Origin of the sequence: Jeotgalibacillus sp. ET6 (assembly GCF_029667115.1) — a bacterium.
Taxonomy (GTDB): domain Bacteria; phylum Bacillota; class Bacilli; order Bacillales; family Jeotgalibacillaceae; genus Jeotgalibacillus.
The window spans coordinates 256,897-273,875 of record NZ_JARUIU010000002.1 but is presented as its reverse complement, the minus strand read 5'-3'; the positions used below and the strand labels follow the sequence as shown (position 1 = coordinate 273,875).

17 protein-coding genes and 1 riboswitch are annotated in these 16,979 nt (G+C 40.5%); of the genes, 5 read left to right on the top strand and 12 right to left on the bottom strand.

The window, feature by feature from the left end; all coding sequences use genetic code 11:
• Window positions 1-434: 434 nt before the first annotated feature.
• From P6709_RS06485 to P6709_RS06465, 5 genes are all read right to left on the bottom strand, one after another.
• Window positions 435-884, bottom strand: a complete 450-nt coding sequence (locus tag P6709_RS06485) for a hypothetical protein (protein ID WP_278240084.1) — start codon at window positions 882-884, stop codon at window positions 435-437.
• Window positions 884-2,569 (bottom strand): T7SS effector LXG polymorphic toxin, encoded by a 1,686-nt coding sequence (locus P6709_RS06480; protein WP_278240083.1) that lies wholly within the window; start codon window positions 2,567-2,569, stop codon window positions 884-886. Before P6709_RS06480 ends, P6709_RS06485 begins: the two co-directional genes overlap by 1 nt.
• A 174-nt stretch (window positions 2,570-2,743) precedes the next feature.
• Window positions 2,744-3,403, bottom strand: a complete 660-nt coding sequence (locus P6709_RS06475) for a 2OG-Fe(II) oxygenase (RefSeq protein WP_442905315.1) — start codon at window positions 3,401-3,403, stop codon at window positions 2,744-2,746.
• Window positions 3,404-3,763: 360 nt separating this feature from the next.
• Window positions 3,764-4,282, bottom strand: a complete 519-nt coding sequence (locus P6709_RS06470) for a GNAT family N-acetyltransferase (protein WP_278240082.1) — start codon at window positions 4,280-4,282, stop codon at window positions 3,764-3,766.
• 36 nt (window positions 4,283-4,318) lie between these two features.
• The gene (locus P6709_RS06465) at window positions 4,319-4,933 is read right to left on the bottom strand and encodes a TetR/AcrR family transcriptional regulator (protein ID WP_278240081.1); all 615 of its coding nucleotides are present in this window, start codon (window positions 4,931-4,933) and stop codon (window positions 4,319-4,321) included.
• Between the two features lie 414 nt (window positions 4,934-5,347).
• Window positions 5,348-5,432: riboswitch (cyclic di-GMP riboswitch) on the bottom strand.
• Window positions 5,433-5,696: 264 nt separating this feature from the next.
• Here P6709_RS06465 and P6709_RS06460 point away from each other — a divergent pair.
• On the top strand, window positions 5,697-6,428 hold the full coding sequence (locus P6709_RS06460) for an ABC transporter ATP-binding protein (protein WP_278240080.1): 732 nt from the start codon (window positions 5,697-5,699) through the stop codon (window positions 6,426-6,428).
• Window positions 6,425-7,453: an ABC transporter permease gene (locus P6709_RS06455; protein ID WP_278240079.1), complete on the top strand. Its 1,029-nt coding sequence runs from the start codon at window positions 6,425-6,427 to the stop codon at window positions 7,451-7,453. Before P6709_RS06460 ends, P6709_RS06455 begins: the two co-directional genes overlap by 4 nt.
• 106 nt (window positions 7,454-7,559) lie before the next feature.
• On the opposite strand, the gene P6709_RS06450 is transcribed toward P6709_RS06455, so the two are convergent.
• The 4 genes from P6709_RS06450 to P6709_RS06435 all read right to left on the bottom strand — a co-directional run bounded on the left by P6709_RS06450 (window position 7,560) and on the right by P6709_RS06435 (window position 10,948).
• Window positions 7,560-8,033, bottom strand: a complete 474-nt coding sequence (locus P6709_RS06450; RefSeq protein WP_278240078.1) for an SMI1/KNR4 family protein — start codon at window positions 8,031-8,033, stop codon at window positions 7,560-7,562.
• 18 nt (window positions 8,034-8,051) lie between these two features.
• Window positions 8,052-8,507: a YrhA family protein gene (locus tag P6709_RS06445; RefSeq protein WP_278240077.1), complete on the bottom strand. Its 456-nt coding sequence runs from the start codon at window positions 8,505-8,507 to the stop codon at window positions 8,052-8,054.
• A gap of 220 nt (window positions 8,508-8,727) precedes the next feature.
• Window positions 8,728-9,165, bottom strand: a complete 438-nt coding sequence (locus P6709_RS06440; protein WP_278240076.1) for an SMI1/KNR4 family protein — start codon at window positions 9,163-9,165, stop codon at window positions 8,728-8,730.
• A gap of 7 nt (window positions 9,166-9,172) precedes the next feature.
• On the bottom strand, window positions 9,173-10,948 hold the full coding sequence (locus P6709_RS06435; RefSeq protein WP_278240075.1) for a T7SS effector LXG polymorphic toxin: 1,776 nt from the start codon (window positions 10,946-10,948) through the stop codon (window positions 9,173-9,175).
• A gap of 406 nt (window positions 10,949-11,354) precedes the next feature.
• Between P6709_RS06435 and P6709_RS06430 the strand changes: the two genes are divergently transcribed.
• On the top strand, window positions 11,355-12,995 hold the full coding sequence (locus tag P6709_RS06430) for an L-lactate permease (protein ID WP_278240074.1): 1,641 nt from the start codon (window positions 11,355-11,357) through the stop codon (window positions 12,993-12,995).
• The gene (locus P6709_RS06425) at window positions 12,992-13,240 is read left to right on the top strand and encodes an ABC transporter permease subunit (RefSeq protein ID WP_278240073.1); all 249 of its coding nucleotides are present in this window, start codon (window positions 12,992-12,994) and stop codon (window positions 13,238-13,240) included. The genes P6709_RS06430 and P6709_RS06425 overlap by 4 nt, the downstream gene beginning before the upstream one ends.
• A gap of 313 nt (window positions 13,241-13,553) precedes the next feature.
• Here the strand turns inward: P6709_RS06425 and P6709_RS06420 are convergent, their stop codons facing one another.
• The 3 genes from P6709_RS06420 to P6709_RS06410 all read right to left on the bottom strand — a co-directional run bounded on the left by P6709_RS06420 (window position 13,554) and on the right by P6709_RS06410 (window position 15,750).
• Complete coding sequence (locus P6709_RS06420) at window positions 13,554-14,051, bottom strand: SRPBCC family protein (RefSeq protein WP_278240072.1); 498 nt, start codon at window positions 14,049-14,051, stop codon at window positions 13,554-13,556.
• 20 nt (window positions 14,052-14,071) lie between these two features.
• Complete coding sequence (locus P6709_RS06415; RefSeq protein WP_278240071.1) at window positions 14,072-14,413, bottom strand: ArsR/SmtB family transcription factor; 342 nt, start codon at window positions 14,411-14,413, stop codon at window positions 14,072-14,074.
• Between the two features lie 317 nt (window positions 14,414-14,730).
• The gene (locus tag P6709_RS06410; RefSeq protein WP_278240070.1) at window positions 14,731-15,750 is read right to left on the bottom strand and encodes a DUF4352 domain-containing protein; all 1,020 of its coding nucleotides are present in this window, start codon (window positions 15,748-15,750) and stop codon (window positions 14,731-14,733) included.
• A gap of 307 nt (window positions 15,751-16,057) precedes the next feature.
• On the opposite strand from P6709_RS06410, the gene P6709_RS06405 reads away from it, so the two are divergent.
• Window positions 16,058-16,819, top strand: coding sequence for an SDR family oxidoreductase (locus P6709_RS06405; RefSeq protein ID WP_278240069.1), 762 nt, complete (start codon window positions 16,058-16,060; stop codon window positions 16,817-16,819).
• The last annotated feature ends 160 nt before the right edge of the window (window positions 16,820-16,979 follow it).

The window sequence follows — 16,979 nt, the reverse complement described above, 5'->3', positions numbered from 1 at the left end:
AGTCCATATCGATACCGTCTTCATCCCAGCCAAATGGTTGGTTACTGGTTTAGTATTTTAGTTTGCCCTATCCCGTTTTTCAGAAGAGCTTACTGTTCCACTTTTATCCTTAGGTGCCAACAGATAAAGAACCATGCTCCCTGTTTCCCGCGCATGGTTCTTTAATATTTATATCTCGGCATTCCACATTTTCTGTTTCATATAAGGTGTCTGATAAACCTTCAATCTACAATCCATTATCCTACTCTATAATCAAACGGTGATTTTTATAATCTTTTAGTTTTTTTATTAAAGGATCATATATTACGTTTTTCTTCTTTTTATTACTCAGCCTGAAGTTGTACCAGTTGCTTATCCACATTTTTTCGGTGTGATGGAGAAAACAGGGCGGTAGGCACATTTTTAAAATTGTATGTTTAAATCGCTGATTTTGCCTAGTCTGATTCGAACATAACATCAAAGCTAACGTATTGGAAATTTAGATAAGCATTGCAAATATCAGAAGTATAATATGGTTTAATCATCGGTATTTTTCTTTTTGTTATAAACAGTCCGAAACCAGAAATATCGGTATCATCATTTTCAAAAACTTGAATTTCCGTATCTGTATCATCATTAGCCACAATAATCTCTACATCTTGACTAGTTAAACTTATCGCTCTCTCATGAATTTTAATTAATTTATCAATTTCTTGGTAAATACTATCCTTATTAAATTCAATGTCTATTACATCAAAATCAGTTTCAAAATACTTTCGGTCTTCATATTTATAGGTACTTACCTCAATTAACTCACGATATTGACTTTTAAATAATGTTAAGATCATTTCAATTTCATTGTTTTTTATTTCTTCTTTAGAAAGAAGGCTATTAACTAGTCTCACTATTTAACCACTCCTGTCTTAACTAGATAGTCGACCTGCTTTTCACTTAACTTAAAAGCTGTATTCATAGTTCCATCAGAGTTGATAAAAGCCCACTGTTTGGTATCTATGTTATAAATATGTGTACCTTCTATATTTCTATATTTACCTTTCTTTTGAACTCCAGAATTTATTAATTTTATAATATCATTTTTGAATAATTCTACACTTGATTGACTACCATCTGGATAAGTTCCAAAATCGTTTTTATGTTTTGCAAATGCTTTATCTAAAGAACTTTGTTTAAACTTTACTTCCTCGACACTTGTGGTGATTTTCTCGTTTTTACTAGTTTCTTCAACTTTACTTGTGCCCTTTGTTCCATCCTCAACCTTCTTCCCCCCACCAGCCAAATCAAGCCCTTTATCAGCGGCTTTCAACGGTTTGAAGAAGGTAAACATATAGGCCAGGGCGATTTCATCCGGCGTGGATTCCGGGTCCAGCAACACCGCGACGTCTTCGAACATAAATTTCATTGCGCCGACAAAGTAGTGACCGCCTTCTTCTACACCCACATCTGAATTAGGGTTTCCAAGCACTTTTCTCATGTCAGCTAACGTGGGATCAGGGTAATTCCAGTCTCCTGCGTTTGCTGGCGATGAAGAGTCAGAAGAGGAGTGTGTTGATGGATTCAGTATATACTCTCTTAGCGCTTCCATGTCTTCTTCTGTTACGGGATCTTGTTGAATCCCCTTTTCAGCCTGCAGTTGTATCAGCTGTTTTTCCACCTCATTTTCAGGGGTGCTGGAGGCGGCAGGCTGATAGGCACTGTTGAACAGTTGGTCGAGGTGGCTGGTACTCATCATGTTGAAAAGAGGGCCGTTGTTCCAGGAAAGGAAGGATTGCGGGACGGTGTTAGTGGCTGCCGGATCACCTAGCATACCTGTTGCGCCCATGTCCTGTTCAGCCCGATGTGCTTCGCGCACCCTCTGTTCTTCCTGTTTTCTATCTATGTATTCAAGACTTTTTTCTCGTGTTCCTTCAATACTGGTGTATGCTTCACTTTTTTCAAAAGCATGGACGTTGAAGGCAACCGGTGTGATCGTGCCGTTCTGGGTCGTCGATTTGACCAGGGAATCGAGTAAATTACGCACCAGCTCTTGGGATTCCAAGGACAGGTCGTACTCAGTACCTAACGTATGATCATATTCCTCTACCTTTTCTATTGTATCACTTCGTTTGGTTTTCGCGTCCTCTAAGGAAACCTCTATATCAGCAGTGGAGTATGCTTCAATCGCCACCAGATCACGGATTCCATCCAATATTCCCGCCAAATCCTTGTGCTGTTTTTGAATCATCTCTGTTGTTCTGACATGAGCCGTTTCAAGCTCTTCTTCTATAAATGGTACATCCACAAACGAAGATCCGCCAAGCTGCCGGTCCTCAGCCATTGCCCCTGCATCACTCATAAAAACAATCTGCTGATCGACGAACCCAATCCACATCTCGGCTATCAGGCTTTGAGCCTTGAAAAAAGACTTGATCGCATCCGCTGCGTTTCCTTCAAATGCCTCACCAAGATCTGTAACAGCCACCATTTTCTCTTTTAATACGACTAATTGCTCTCTAAAGGTCTCATACTGATCCACCCGCTCCTCCATCGTTTCTTTAAGAGCGGCCGCATCATAACGCACGGTCTGAGACATCGCTTCACTTCCTTTTGGCATTTCTAGTATTTTCCTCTAGTGTAAAGATGGAAGCGATTGTCTGCCAACCTAAAACATGTAAATACTGTAAAATGAGTAATAAGACCTACTTGAGAGTATCACTCCACTAGATTTGTGTAATTAAAACTCGTTGGACGATATCCATTCTCGCCGTCAACGAACTCTTTTCCTTCTCATCCACTGTGTCGCTACCCACTTTTCTCCTTTCACAACAGGTGCTCCCCCATGAAGAGTTTTTTTGTTCAGTTCTTCATCGTTGTAAAAGTATTCGAAGTAGACGGCTGACCCTTTTTTAGGTGGGACCGTGATCGTTAATTCTGGGAAATAGGTTTCTCCCCCCTCTTCCACGTCATTTAAATAAACAACCATTGTGCTGATGCGGTTATTTGAAGCTGCTTTACTCGTCGGTAAAAAGTAATCATGATGTGCTTTGTACTCTTGGCCAGGCTTATAATTTAATATTTGCAGTCCCTCTGCGTGTTCAACAGGGATATTCATAATCCGGCTAAGACGCCTTTCAATAGAAGCAATCACATCATTTTCCGACTCCTCAAAAAACATGCCGCTGCTCGTTCTCATTTGATTCACAACACGCTCACTGCTAATCTTCGAACGTTTCATTCGATCTCCCGATAATTTGATCAACTGGTCACATTCCTCATGGCTTAGTACATTCTCCAACAGCACGACCAAAGGCCACATATGAAGCTTGGTAAATGGGATCGTTGTATCTCCTATAGTCATGACAGACCCAACGGAATCAAAAAGATGCTGTTCTGAAGCTTTTTCAGGTTCCGTACTGCTAATTGACATACTTCTATCTTCATTATCTTTCACCAGTGTTCCAACATATCTACAACGCTGTTCTTCCGTTTTGGTAGAATAATGGCTAAACGCTCTTTTCATATGTCTTCCCCGTTCTTTTCTAATTTTTAGAATATTAACTTTATTCTACCATTAAACTTTCATGTGAAGCTTAAGTGAAAATAACATTATTTTTCAAAACATGTAAAATGAGCAAAAGGATCTATATTCTTTCTACAAAAAACTGCCATTGCATTTAGATATGCAATGACAGTCTAAACCTTCACTTATTTAGTTCTCTATCGTTTTTGACTTACGGAATAAACACCATAAATTATCCGTTAATTAGATTAGCCCTTCATCAATCGTTTAAACCAGAACCTTTTTATAAAAAGATAATACTCGTCCATTATAGTTCCGCTCTTCTACGAAATGAAATCCAAGGGAGGTTAAGGTCTTGATAGATTTTCCGTTCATTACTCTCACTCTGGCTACTAATTGATTAACATTCAAAGTATGATTCGAGAAGTCAATGGCTGCTTGGGCTGCTTCACTCGCGTACCCTTTCCCCCAGTGGTTTTTATTTAAAAGGTACATGATTTCAATATCCTGTGTATCTTCAATGAAACGGAGTCCACAGTGTCCGATGATTTCCTCAGACAATTGATTCACAACAACCCAGACGCCGAATTGATGCTGATTCCAGTGTTCAACTAACTTTTTTACATAATCTTCTGTTTCTTCATAAGATAATCCTTTGGAAGCTGCTAGCCATTTTCCTACTTCATGTTCCTTGACGATATTATAAATGGCAGCTGTATCTTCTATGGTTATTTCCCTCAAATAAAGTCGATCTGTATGAATTCTCTCAGTTGAACGATCCTTCAACTACATCCCCGCCTTCTTTTAAATATTCCCGCTTCATCACTTCTTCACCCCCGCCGCAAAAAACGGTCCATTCACGGTCATGGTAAAGATAATCCGCGCAATTTCTTCAGGTGATTCCTCCCTGTCATTTCGCAGCCATTCCTGAAGAACGCCGATGTGGGCTGAAGCAATGTAGGTGACGAGATAATCGATGGGGACAAGGAGGTTTTCCTGTTTGAAAATGGTTGGGTTGCTTTTAAAGAGGGCATCTCCCATGAAGCCTTTAAGCTTTGTTTGAAACGAAAGATCTCCATTGGGGCCAAGAAGTGCTTTCATTAAGCCTCTGTTGCGGTTAATAAATTCAAAGAATGGTACAAGCATCGCAATAGGAACGATGTTTTCCTTATTTGAATCTATGTCGGCAATGACGTTTGGCAGGTTTTTGACGATTTTATCCTTCATTTCCTTCATCAGTTCTTCCTGGCATTTGGTCAGAAGATCATACTTATCCTGATAATGGGCATAAAAGGTCCCGCGATTGATATCGGCTTTTGTGGTCAGGTCCTTTACCGTAATGGCCTCAAACCCTTTTTCCTCAATTAAGTCAATCATCGCTTGCTTAATTGATTCTCTTGTCCGAATAACGCGTAAATCCAAATGCATATCGCTCATGTCCATCCTCCTTTTCATTCGTGAAAACCTGATTGCAGCGCTTTATAAGAACTGACCGTTCAGTTAAACAACATGTTGTTTATTATTTTATCATAATGCTGTGGGTGTACATGAATGATTGACCAAAAGGTGCGAAAATGAAAATGAGCCCTGAAAAGATGGATTTCATCTCTTCAGGGCTTATGTAAGTTTAACGATTGAACTGTTTGGTTTAAGCTAAGTCCGTGTCTCTGGCCTTCTTTTTATTACAAGCGATGCACCGGCCAGTGTATAAACTATAACGGTGTTTCCCTTTGAAATGGCAATCAACCCAGTGTTTTAATTTCATACAGATCGACGACGCCCAGGATCATTTTCTAATGCAGTAAAAGCTTTCATACGAAGAACTCCTTAAAGTAAAGGAAATCTTATATCTTTGGCAGCCCAGCCATCATAGCGATACCGCGTTAGATCTGTAACTTTGCGTCCCAATTTTTCAAAGAGTTTGCCTTTCTTTCAACAGTAAGATGTTCCTTGACTGCTTAGTACAAATTCCATGAAAAGAAATATCAAACATTGTTGGCTGATCTGATTATTTAGAGGCATAAATCCAAATATATTGCTTCTATCTATCCATCCTCCAAATTTTTTTCAACACATCTCAACAACCTGTTGGATAACCGACAGATCCTTCCTTTTTGATGATTGTAGGGCGCTCTATAAGAGCATATAGTGTAATTAAACAACACGTTGTTGATTATTTTATCATACTGGAGGGTTAAAGATGGATATTCACGTTTCTCATGTTCATAAATATTTTGATCAGCACCACGTAATAAAAGATGTCACGCTAACGATTCCGTCAGGGGAAATATGCGGGCTGCTTGGTCCTTCCGGCTCTGGAAAAACGACGCTGATTCGCCTCATGATCGGGGCAATCGCAGCAGATGAAGGATCGGTTCATTTCGGGGACGTTGAAATTCCGAATATGAATATGTTAAAAAAGGTAGGGTTTATGCCGCAGAATGACGCCTTATACGATGATCTTTCTGCAGAAGCAAATTTGCATTTCTTTGGAGGCTTGTATCATCTAGATTCCAGCACCCTAAACAAACGCATGGACGAAGTACTCTCCATTGTTGATTTAACGGAGCATCGAAAGAAATTAGTGAAGAAGTTTTCTGGGGGAATGAAAAAGAGACTTTCTCTTGCGGCAGCAATTTTGCATTCTCCAAAAATCCTGTTTTTAGATGAACCCACTGTTGGAATAGATCCGGTGCTGCGCCGGGCGATCTGGCAGCAGTTTCAAACAATTAAACAATCTGGCACGACAATTATCGTATCCACCCATGTGATGGACGAAGTAACAGAGTGCGATCAGGCAGCTCTTTTGTATAATGGCGCCTTGATTGACTATGATACCGTCCCGAACTTAATCCAAAAAACGGATAATGGACGTGTGGAGGAACTATTTTTAATGGCTTCAGCTCAAGCGAAGGAGGGTGAACGCTCATGATGCATCTAGCGCGGCGTGTTATCCGTCAAACGATCAATGACAAACGGAGCCTGATGATGATCTTAGTCGCTCCCCTCTTAATTCTGACACTCGTTTATCTTTTACTCGGGGATTCTGATTATGTGCCAACTGTTGGAATGGAAAAATCAGCCCTGCCCGAACCTCTCGTAACCGCTTTGGAAGAGCAGGATTTTAAGATTAAAAACCTCTCAAACGAAGAGGTGGAGGAAACAAAAAGCTACTTAAAGGATCATGAAAATGTAGACGCGATCTTCTCTTTCTCACAAAATGAAGGCATGGAAATCACCCTGTATGAACCTTCCACTAAAGGAGCGAGTGCAGCAAGTGAAATCCAAGAAGCCATGACGTCTTTAAACCCTTCAGCAAAAGTGGAAATGGCTTATGTCTACGGTGACCAGGAGCAATCCACCTTTGATTCTCTCGGTTATGTTTTCCTGGCTCTCTTTTCGTTCTTTTTAGTCTTTATCATTTCAGGAATGGCACTGGTCAGAGAGAGGACCGGTGGAACACTGGAACGGCTTTTAATGACACCGATTAAACGGGGCGAAGTCATTCTTGGCTACACAATTGGATACGGAATATTTGCGATCGTTCAAGCCATCCTCATTGTTCTGTATACTGTCTTTGTTCTTCAACTAAGTTCTGCCGGAAATATCGGATGGATTCTGCTGGCCATGGTCCTGTTAGCCGTCACAGCCGTGTTATTCGGCGCCACTATTTCCGTTTTTGCCAGCTCAGAGCTGCAGGTGGTTCAAATGATTCCATTTACAATCATCCCGCAAGTCTTTTTTTCCGGACTGATTCCGCTCGACCTGATACCTTTTGGGCTGGGAAATCTAAGCTATATCATGCCTATTTACTACGGGGCCGCTGCGATTAAAGGGGTGATGGTGTATGGGGATGGTTTCTTGCAGATCTGGCCGTATCTTCTTGGGCTCCTTACTTTTGCCCTGGTCCTGTATGTGATCAATACGCGGGCGTTGAAGAAGTTTAGGAAGCTTTAGAATAAATAAAGCCAGTCCTCTTTTGTCTCAATAAGAGGACTGGCTTTTTGCATATGAAATTCAAAAAAGTTTTCCCCTTCTAGGTGTATCAGACACCAGCATTTTTTTATAAATTTTCAATGGCGTCATTAAATCTATCGTACAGGTAATGATATAAATTTTCATACTGTTTTTTTCCTAGACCACTTGCTTGATCCCAATCAATTACTGGACAGTCATTATTTTGCATTTGTGTAGTATTTAAACAAATTACATATTCGTCTACATTTTCAATGACAACTAAATCTTGCGGCAATCCATATTTTCTTAAGCTTTTTGTCGTATTCACAACTTGTAAAGACGTGTCTAAACCTACGCCTTGTATTAAAACTCCATTTATCCCCCCATAGCCATAACTACCCAGAAACCATCTATAACTTTCTGGCAGTTGGACATTTAGTTCCTTCTCTATTTCGTGAATAAGCTCCTCTGGAACCCCTCCTGTAAAGAAAAACTCACTTTCTTGACTTGTGATTAATATTTTTACGTCTTGTCTGTTAATTCTGATTACCTCCTGACTAGATAAAAAAAAACAGCACACTACTATTGTTTACATTTCCTATTCCAGGCTTCCTTTCAAAGCATCTTCTAACATTAAATTAAAACTGGGAAATACGTTCATTATAATAGAGGAAGGTTTGTCAAGTTCCAAAAAGATTTTTTGATTTAAGTCATAACAGTATAAGGCTATATCCGAATCACCAAAGAAAATATATCTATTTTGCCATTCATTCTCATGCCAGATTTTATTTGTTTCAATAAATCCAGAGATCTCATCATCTACTTCCGTTTGCAACATTTTTTTGTCGATCCCATAGATCACTAATCCATTAAACTCTAAACCATTCACTGTCATTAAAAACTTAATGTAATCGGATGGTAGATCAAAACCATTCAATTGGATTACTACTTGTTCTTGAAATGCTTTCACTTCTTTAATCGTTGCAGGTTTTCTTAGGAATAGACCATATGCTCTTAATTCATATTTGATACTTACTATTAAATCTTTCCACACAATTTGACAACCCCCTATTATTCTGGCTTTTTAGGGTATACAAAAAACAAAACTTGATCATGGAATAAGTAATTTACGGTGGAGAGTATCTAACTGCCCGCTAGCGAAAATTGATTAAAGAAAAGTCAATTGGAGATGGCTTAATTCCCGCTAAGAAGTAACAAAATACCAATCTTCATCCATACGGTCTACTTCATTAAAATTTCATCCAAAATTAAGCTCAGTCTTCAATTAAATCTATATAATACTCGTTGTTAATGAAAAACTTTTCAAAAAAATCTTTTAATGATCCAGCTATTTGAACATCAAAATAAAATACTGGCCTATTTATTATTGTTAAATCTATTGAAATATAAACTCCTTCATTCACCTCAAAGAAAATTAGTTTATTGCTATCATCATAAATTTCATCTAAATCTGGGTCAGCTTCGAAATTGCCTTCTCTTAACCTAATATCTGCTACTGTAGCTGGTCCGAGTATCCTGTTTATAGCGTTAGCGCTTTGACCTTTAATAAAACCGTAACCGATTTCCAAATATAACTCTTTTAAATCATTTGGAAAGCTAATGTTCATTCTTTGTTCAGCTTTTATGATATCTTCTTCAGTCACCTTATAAAATTTATTTTCTGGTTTATTCATAAATTTAAAACCAACCATATGTTGTCTACCTCCTTGGAAATAGTAATCCTGACGGTGCTCCTTTTCCATGAATCCCTGCTTGGTGTTCATTAGGATATTTAGCTGGGTGAATATTCCACCACTCATGAGGACCACCAAAGTTATTTTCTATGATATGATGCGCATCGTAAGGTTGACCAATACTACGAGCAACTTCCCCATTCTTATCAAGCACTTCTTCTGTATATCTAGGCCATATTTGATTTGTTTTTTCTTCCCATTCTGCAATTAATTTATCTTTCAAGCTAGATGTAAATTTACTTCTATGCTTAGCAGTCTCTATTGGTGTCAGTTTTTCATAAATATTATGTCTCAAATTTTCTTTAATAAAATAAATTTGCTTATTATTAACCTTTCTTCCTGTCTTAGCCTCAATATCCCTTAGATAAACTTTTGCTAAGCTTTTATCAAGTGTCCCCACACCCTCGATCTTACTATTGTCACCCCGAAAAGCCGAATAAGCCAACCCTCTCTCCGTCGTTTTCGGACCTGGCGCATCTATTCCATACGCCCCAGCCGGCTGCACCTCGAACCGGTGACTCATGGTCAACAGGTTCCACTGATCCATCATGGTAAGATAGGGCATCTCAGACCGCGGCGAGACGAGTGTCAACGGTGCTTGGGGTAAGGAAACGGGTGCATCTTTTAAATCTGCGTCTGGCAGGCTTGGCCGGATTTTTGTGCCGGCAAATAAAGTAATCAGGCCCAGGGTATCTGTGACGTGTTGTTCTGAATAGACTTCCTGCGGGTTAAAAACGTTTTTCACGAGCTCCGGCAGGCCCAGGAATCGTGCGTTCCAGTAATCGTATGTAGAGTCATATTGCTTATCCGTCAACTCATTGACGTGTTCATTGAAGCCTTTGACCGTATCAAATGCGCCAAAAAGCCAGTAGTTAGCAAAATCATACCACGAATCATTGCGTTTTTCCGCCAGTTGACCATGTCCGTCAATGATGGACTGCGTGACGTTTTGAACGCTTTGTCCCACTTTATTGTAGGCTTCGATCGGGTTATAATCACTCCAGCCTTTTACATCGCGGGCTTCCGCCTGTTCCTGTTTCGTTTGGATGTACTGCATGCTGCGCTCCTGGACTTCATCTTTCACTTGGAACGGGGCACTTGCTTCGAATGCGGATGAGTTAAATGACATCGGGGTAATTTCACCGTTTTGACTTGTGGCGTCCATCATCGCTTCAAACAACCCGGTCACAAGCATCTGGGTTTCTTCCGACTGATCATACTCCCGCACCAGTTCCGCGTCGAACTCTTCCACCGTTTCGACAGTATCCCAACGTTTCTGCTTTGAGTCTTCAATTGACTGTTCGATTGATTCTGAGGAATAGGCTTGGATGGAAATCAAATCCTGAATGCGGGACAAAACGTCTGCCACATCCTGCTGCTGGTTACGAACCATCTCCATCAAACGGGTATGAGCGGTCTGCAGTTCTTCATCCAGCACCGGCACATCAATGACTGTACTGCCGCCGAGCTCCCTGTCTTCTGCCATGGCACCTACATCATTCATAAACGCTATCTGCTGATCAACGAATTGAATCCAGACCTCCGCAACATCACTCTGTGCACGAAAGAAATCCTTGATCCGTCCCGCTGCCAAACCTTCAAACGCTTCACCTAAGTCGGTCACAGCTACCATCTTTCTCTTCAAGACAAATAAATTGCCTCTAAACTCTTTGTACTGATCCACCCGCTCCTCCATCGTCTCTTTAAGAGCGGCCGCATCATAGCGCACGGTCTGAGACATCGCTTCACTTCCTTTGAATATTTCTAGTATTTTCCTCTAGTGTAAAGTTGGAAGCTTAGAAACGACAACCTTTAACATGAAAATAATGTAAAATAAGCAGATAGACCTAAAGTATTAATTTTACTAGATTAATAATGTTGTTCCCATGTAACTATACGAGTAAAGTAATTAACCTTATTTTGTTAATCGCCTGCCATGTACTGTAAACAGGAATGCGGCTTTTTAACTATATCTGATACGTTCATTCCTTACCATTCGTCCCTCCCCCATCATTATGTGAAAACATTCACAATTAACTCTCCCATTCGTCTCCACACCTGCTATACTAAAAGAAAATGAACAAAATATTCCATTTACATCTTTCTAAATCATGTTGTTGACTACGACTCGTAAGGATGATGCGACCATGAACGTGATGCAATTTTTTACTGCTTTGACGCCGGTTTTGTCTGTTTTCATTTTTCTTGTGATCTTGCGGTTACCTGCGACGAAAGCGATGCCGGTCAGTTTACTCGTGACGGGTGTGCTTGCGTATTTTGTGTGGGAGATGCCGGCTCTTCAGATTTTTGCGGCTTCTATTGAAGGGCTGATTATTGCGGTATCGATTCTCTGGATCGTGTTTGGGGCGGTCCTTTTGCTGAACACCCTTTCTAAAAGCGGAGCGCTTGATGCGATTCGTGAGGGATTTACGGTGATCTCAGCGGATCGGAGAGTGCAGTTGATTATTATTGCCTGGCTGTTTGGCTCGTTTATTGAAGGAGCTGCGGGCTTTGGAACACCGGCTGCGATTGCGGCTCCACTTTTAGTGGCGCTTGGCTTTCCTCCACTTGCGGCTGTTTCGCTGGCGCTGATTGCGGATAGTTCGGCGGTTTCATTTGGAGCGGTTGGGACGCCTGTTATAGTGGGCGTTCAGCAGGGGTTAAATGAAGGAAGTGCGCTTGCTTCAGGTGTAGAGAGTGAACTCGGGGCCATGTCGATTACACAGTACCTGCAGGAAATCGCCAGTACAGCCGTCTTCGTAGACTTATTTATCGGGACCTTTATTCCTTTGTTATTAGTGTGTATGCTGACGCGCTTTTTTGGTGAGAACCGCTCGTGGAAAGAAGGCTTAGAACTCGCTCCGTTTGCCGTTTTTGCGGGATTAAGTTTTACACTCCCCGCTTTTACAGTTGCGACCCTTTTAGGACCTGAGTTCCCTTCGATTATAGGCGGACTTGTGGGGCTGATGATTGTCGTACCGGCAGCTAAAAAAGGCTTTCTTTTGCCTGACAAACCGTGGGATTTCGGAGCGGATCCATCTAAGCCACTTACAAATGAAGCGATGTCAGATAACGCCATGCCTCTCTGGCTTGCATGGATTCCATACTTACTGGTCGCACTATTCCTCGTCCTGACGAGAATCGATGTTCTTCCTTTAAAAGACTGGCTGCGGTCGGTTCAAATGGGATGGGGCTCAATTTTAGGGACGGGGATCAGTACCTTTTTCGAACCGTTTTACTTGCCTGGCACCATTTTCTTCGTTGTGATCGTCATCACTATTTTTCTTCATAAAATGAGTAGCAGCAGCGTAAAAGAAACCGTTATGATTTCATCTAAAACGATGGCCGGAAGCATCATCGCCCTTGGAGCAGCTGTGCCAATGGTTCGAATTTTCATCAATTCCGGCGTCAACCAGGCAGATTTATTGAGCATGCCAATGGAATTAGCTCTTTATGTATCAGGTACCGTTGGCGAACAGTGGCCGCTTGTCTCCCCTGTCATCGGCGCACTTGGCTCGTTTATTTCAGGCAGCGCTACCTTCAGCAATATGATGTTCTCGCTCTTCCAATTCAGCATCGCTGATCAAATCGGAGCGGACCCGAAAGTCATTCTCGCGCTGCAAGTACTCGGAGCCAATGCCGGTAACATGATCTGTGTCTTAAACGTAGTCGCAGCTGCTTCTGTTGTGAACCTTGTCGGGAAAGAAGGCACTATTATTCGAATGACACTTGTGCCGATGATGCTTTACGTAGCAATGGCGGGGGTGATTGGGTTTATATTATTGTGAGTTTTAAACGTACTGTTAAATTCATGTATAGCGTATATTGGGCTCATAGCTTAGGGATGGTCAAAGAGCGGACCGGGGAAACGCTGGAACGGCTGTTAATGACACCGATTAAACGGGGCGAGGTTATTCTTGGCTACACGATTGGATTCGGCGTATTTGTGGTCGTTCAAGCCATCTTCATTGTCCTAGTAAATGTATTTGATCAATACGCGGGCATTGAAGAAGTTCAGGAAGCTTTAGGATAAATAAAAGCCAGTTCCCTTAATTTTGTAAGTAGGGAACTGGCTTTTAAACTATTCAACCAAATTTATAAAATTACTAAAGTCATTCGTGACGAAATACGTGATTGGATCTAACTCTGCCGACTACTCATGATTGCAAACAATAACATCAGGGCTTTTTCTATCCTTTCTAAAATCCAAACATACAAAATCTCCAGCAAACAAAACAGCAATAGGCAAGATGTCTGTACCTAGTAAGTTTTCATTATCAGTCAGTCTGCCTTCAAGTTGAGTCAATGTAACTCTATATCATGCATTCCTACTGGAAACTTAAATTTTAACCTTTATAGCTTACTTTTCCTGTTTCTACTAACTCTTTTAGTCCCATAAACATTAAATTCCAACCATGTTCAGTTCCGTCGTGATGCTCTCCAAGAGCTTTTTGAATATCTGCCAGTGTCCAATTTTCCTCAGGAAGAACGTGGATAACCTGTGTGAAAGTCATTTCGCAGCCTGTATCAGTTTCTACGAATTCAACAGTTATGGTATCCGCTAACTCGCTGAACTGAGGCATTTTAAACGTAAATACCAACTTATGTGGTGGATCTATTTCCAGGTACTCCCCCACTGCTCTGTAATCTTGTCCTTCTCTATGGTCCACAATCTCCCATGTCCCTCCAACTTGTGGGTCATTTTGTGCGACTTTATTTGTCCCTTCTAATGTAAAAAACCATTTTTTCATCATTTCTGGATTCAGCCATGCGTCAAAAACTCTTTCAGCTTTTACATTAAATTCTCTTCTCATTTCTAAGGTCGTTGTCTGAATGTTATTCATAAAATCCCCCTTTACATTATTTAGTGTTCCTTCTTCTTTGCTTTCAATATCTCGCTTTCCAGTACATCAAAACGCTTGCTCCAAAATTTCTCATAAACGCTTAGCCATTTAGAAGCTAAAGCAAGTGTTTCGGCATTGATACGACAGGTATGGGTCCTCCCTTCCACTGTGCGTTGGATCAAATTTGCTTTTTCCAATACTTTAATGTGTTTAGAAGCAGCAGCTAAAGACATATCAAAAGGTTCCGCCATTTCAGAAACAGTCTTTTCTTTCTCAGAAACCAGGCGAATCATTTCTCTTCTTGTAGCATCTGCAAGCGCATGAAAAATTAAATCTAAGTTTTCGTTGTTTGGTTCAACCATGTGACTAATTATATACACCCTTTCATAAGATAGTCAACCGAATGGTTGAATATCGATCTAAAACATACAGAACCCTCTATTAAAAAAGCTAAACTCACCTTAGAAAATCGGTCCGATTAAAGTGAATAACATCTATCATATCAATTATATCTTCCTCACAAATGAATTTCGAATATGCTTTAAGATTATGATGATGAAAAAAATGATAACAAAAAAAGAATGCCCACTTTTCAAGGCATTCTTTCAAATTACCCAACCATCATCATCAAAACTTCACTGAGCTATAAAAAACAGTGATGGTTTAACAGGTTAAACTCTTATTGAGGCGTAATGTCAAATGTAATCTCAACAGATTCCCATGAGAAGGAAGGGGTATAGATCATTTCATAGGTATCTTGTTCAGTTACATCAAAATAAAGCTTGCCATTGACTTGTTTACCGCTATTCACAGAATCGCTCAGCGCCATATCATCGTAGCCGTAGTAGTCATCCATTTTAATTCCTTCAGCATCATAAATAGCAAATTCAGTATTATCAATGAACACTTGCTCATCATTTGTGTTTTTTAATGAAACATCTACTGTTAACACTGTCCCGTTCGCTGCTTCACTATATTCAGCTGGTGATGTAAACGAAGCAGAGTTAATGGTTAGTTCCATTCCTTCAATGTTTACGGTGTCACCCACCGTATAAACTTCCGAAGAAACCTCTGAAGAAACTTCTTCGGTTTCGCTTGTCGCTTCTTCCATATCATCCGGATACACAAGTGTATCAAATTCTTCCTGTGTTGCTTCATCTACAAGAGAAATGGTCACTTTCGCAGACTCCATGTCTTTGCCATCATAAACCTGATAAAACATGCCAGACATTCCGAGTGCGAAGATGCCAAATCCGTCAAAGCTATTTTCATAGGCTTCCTGATCTACCGTCAATGTGAATTTATCAAAGGATTTATTGTGATCCACCGCTTTAATGGAAACAAAGTCTTCACTTGTGACCATTTCATCAAGCGATTCTTTCATGCTCACTGCAAATTCCTGCATCATTTCCTTATGTGCAGATTTAGACATTTTATATGTGACAGAACCATCATCATTTTTGGTTGCTTCTTTTACTCCGTCTTCTTTTGCTTCTGCGATTACCTGATCGATATCTTCGCCTTCAAACATGGAAGCTGGGATTGTCAGTTCTACATTCAGTAATCCTTTGTCTACTTCAACCGATTGTTCCTCGGTTTCTTCCGATTCAGCTGACGCCTTGCTTGTATCTTCCTGTGATGAACAAGCGGAAACAGCGAACATCGCCATGACCAATAATAGAAAGCTTAATTTTTTCATCTTGAAGTAAATCCTCCATCTATTTCTAATTTTTGACACCAGATTATTCTATCATATGTTACAAAAATATTACAGTAATATTCAAATATTTGTATAATTTACACTATTAAAGACTCCATTCCTGTAAAATCACTTCTCTATAGTGGTGACAGGAAAGCTCTATCATGTTACGCTCGACCCTGCGGTCAAACGTTTATTTCCTACGTTTTCGTGCTTTTTTACATATTTAAATCATGCATGCTGTTTCAATCATTATCTCTAATTTAGTTGAACAAGAACTCTAAAATTCATAGAAGGAGAGATACATATGGGAAAGAATTTATTTGACTTAACAGGAAAGGTCGCTGCCATTACCGGAGCCACCCGCGGGATTGGACGGTCCATGGCAATCGCTCTTGCAGAAGCCGGAGCAGATATTGCCCTTCTTCAAAGGAATCCTGAGCAGAAAGATGTAAAGGAAGAGATCGAACAGCTCGGCAGAAAATGCGTCGTTATTCCATGTGATCTTGAAAAGTTGGAAGAAGTAAAATCGGCGATCCCCTCTGTCATTTCCACATTCGGAAAAATGGACATCTTAGTCAACAATGCAGGAATTCAACGCCGGTCACCTTCTGTTGATTTCCCTGAAAGGGATTGGGATGATGTGCTATCGATTAATTTAAAAGTTGTCTGGCTCCTATGCCAGGAAGCAGGACGTCATATGGTAGCAAGAGGGGAAGGCAAAATCATCAACACCGCTTCTCTTCTATCCTACCAGGGAGGACTAACCGTGCCAGCCTATGCAGCAGCAAAAGGCGGGGTCGCACAGCTCACCAAAGCCCTCTCCAATGAATGGGCAAAAGAAGGGGTCAACGTAAACGCGATCGTCCCAGGCTATATTGCGACAGAAATGAATACCGCCTTAATCGACGATCCCGTCAGAAGCAAACAAATTCTGGATCGAATTCCTGCGGATAGATGGGGAAATCCCGATGATTTTAAAGGAACAGTGGTTTATTTAGCTTCGGAAGCTTCTAATTATGTGCATGGTCATTTGGCGGCTGTTGATGGGGGTTGGCTGGGGAGATAGTTCACTACTTCTTTCTTCGTAAATTATGATTGTTAGCATGGACGTCTAAGCTAAAGAAAAGCGAGTGATGAAAGATTGTTATCACTCGCTTCTTTCTATATTTATATAATATTGCAATAAATTATTTTTAGGCGTAAGGCGCCAACAAAACGGACTAACA

Coding starts and splice junctions, on each gene's coding strand:
- P6709_RS06420 (WP_278240072.1), bottom strand. CDS start 14,051: ATGAATAACATTCAGACAACGACCTTAGAAATGAGAAGAGAATTTAAT.
- P6709_RS06455 (WP_278240079.1), top strand. CDS start 6,425: ATGATGCATCTAGCGCGGCGTGTTATCCGTCAAACGATCAATGACAAA.
- P6709_RS06410 (WP_278240070.1), bottom strand. CDS start 15,750: ATGAAAAAATTAAGCTTTCTATTATTGGTCATGGCGATGTTCGCTGTT.
- P6709_RS06460 (WP_278240080.1), top strand. CDS start 5,697: ATGGATATTCACGTTTCTCATGTTCATAAATATTTTGATCAGCACCAC.
- P6709_RS06435 (WP_278240075.1), bottom strand. CDS start 10,948: ATGTCTCAGACCGTGCGCTATGATGCGGCCGCTCTTAAAGAGACGATG.
- P6709_RS06430 (WP_278240074.1), top strand. CDS start 11,355: ATGAACGTGATGCAATTTTTTACTGCTTTGACGCCGGTTTTGTCTGTT.
- P6709_RS06465 (WP_278240081.1), bottom strand. CDS start 4,933: ATGAGCGATATGCATTTGGATTTACGCGTTATTCGGACAAGAGAATCA.
- P6709_RS06480 (WP_278240083.1), bottom strand. CDS start 2,569: ATGTCTCAGACCGTGCGTTATGATGCGGCCGCTCTTAAAGAAACGATG.
- P6709_RS06475 (WP_442905315.1), bottom strand. CDS start 3,403: ATGTCAATTAGCAGTACGGAACCTGAAAAAGCTTCAGAACAGCATCTT.
- P6709_RS06440 (WP_278240076.1), bottom strand. CDS start 9,165: ATGGTTGGTTTTAAATTTATGAATAAACCAGAAAATAAATTTTATAAG.
- P6709_RS06405 (WP_278240069.1), top strand. CDS start 16,058: ATGGGAAAGAATTTATTTGACTTAACAGGAAAGGTCGCTGCCATTACC.
- P6709_RS06415 (WP_278240071.1), bottom strand. CDS start 14,413: ATGGTTGAACCAAACAACGAAAACTTAGATTTAATTTTTCATGCGCTT.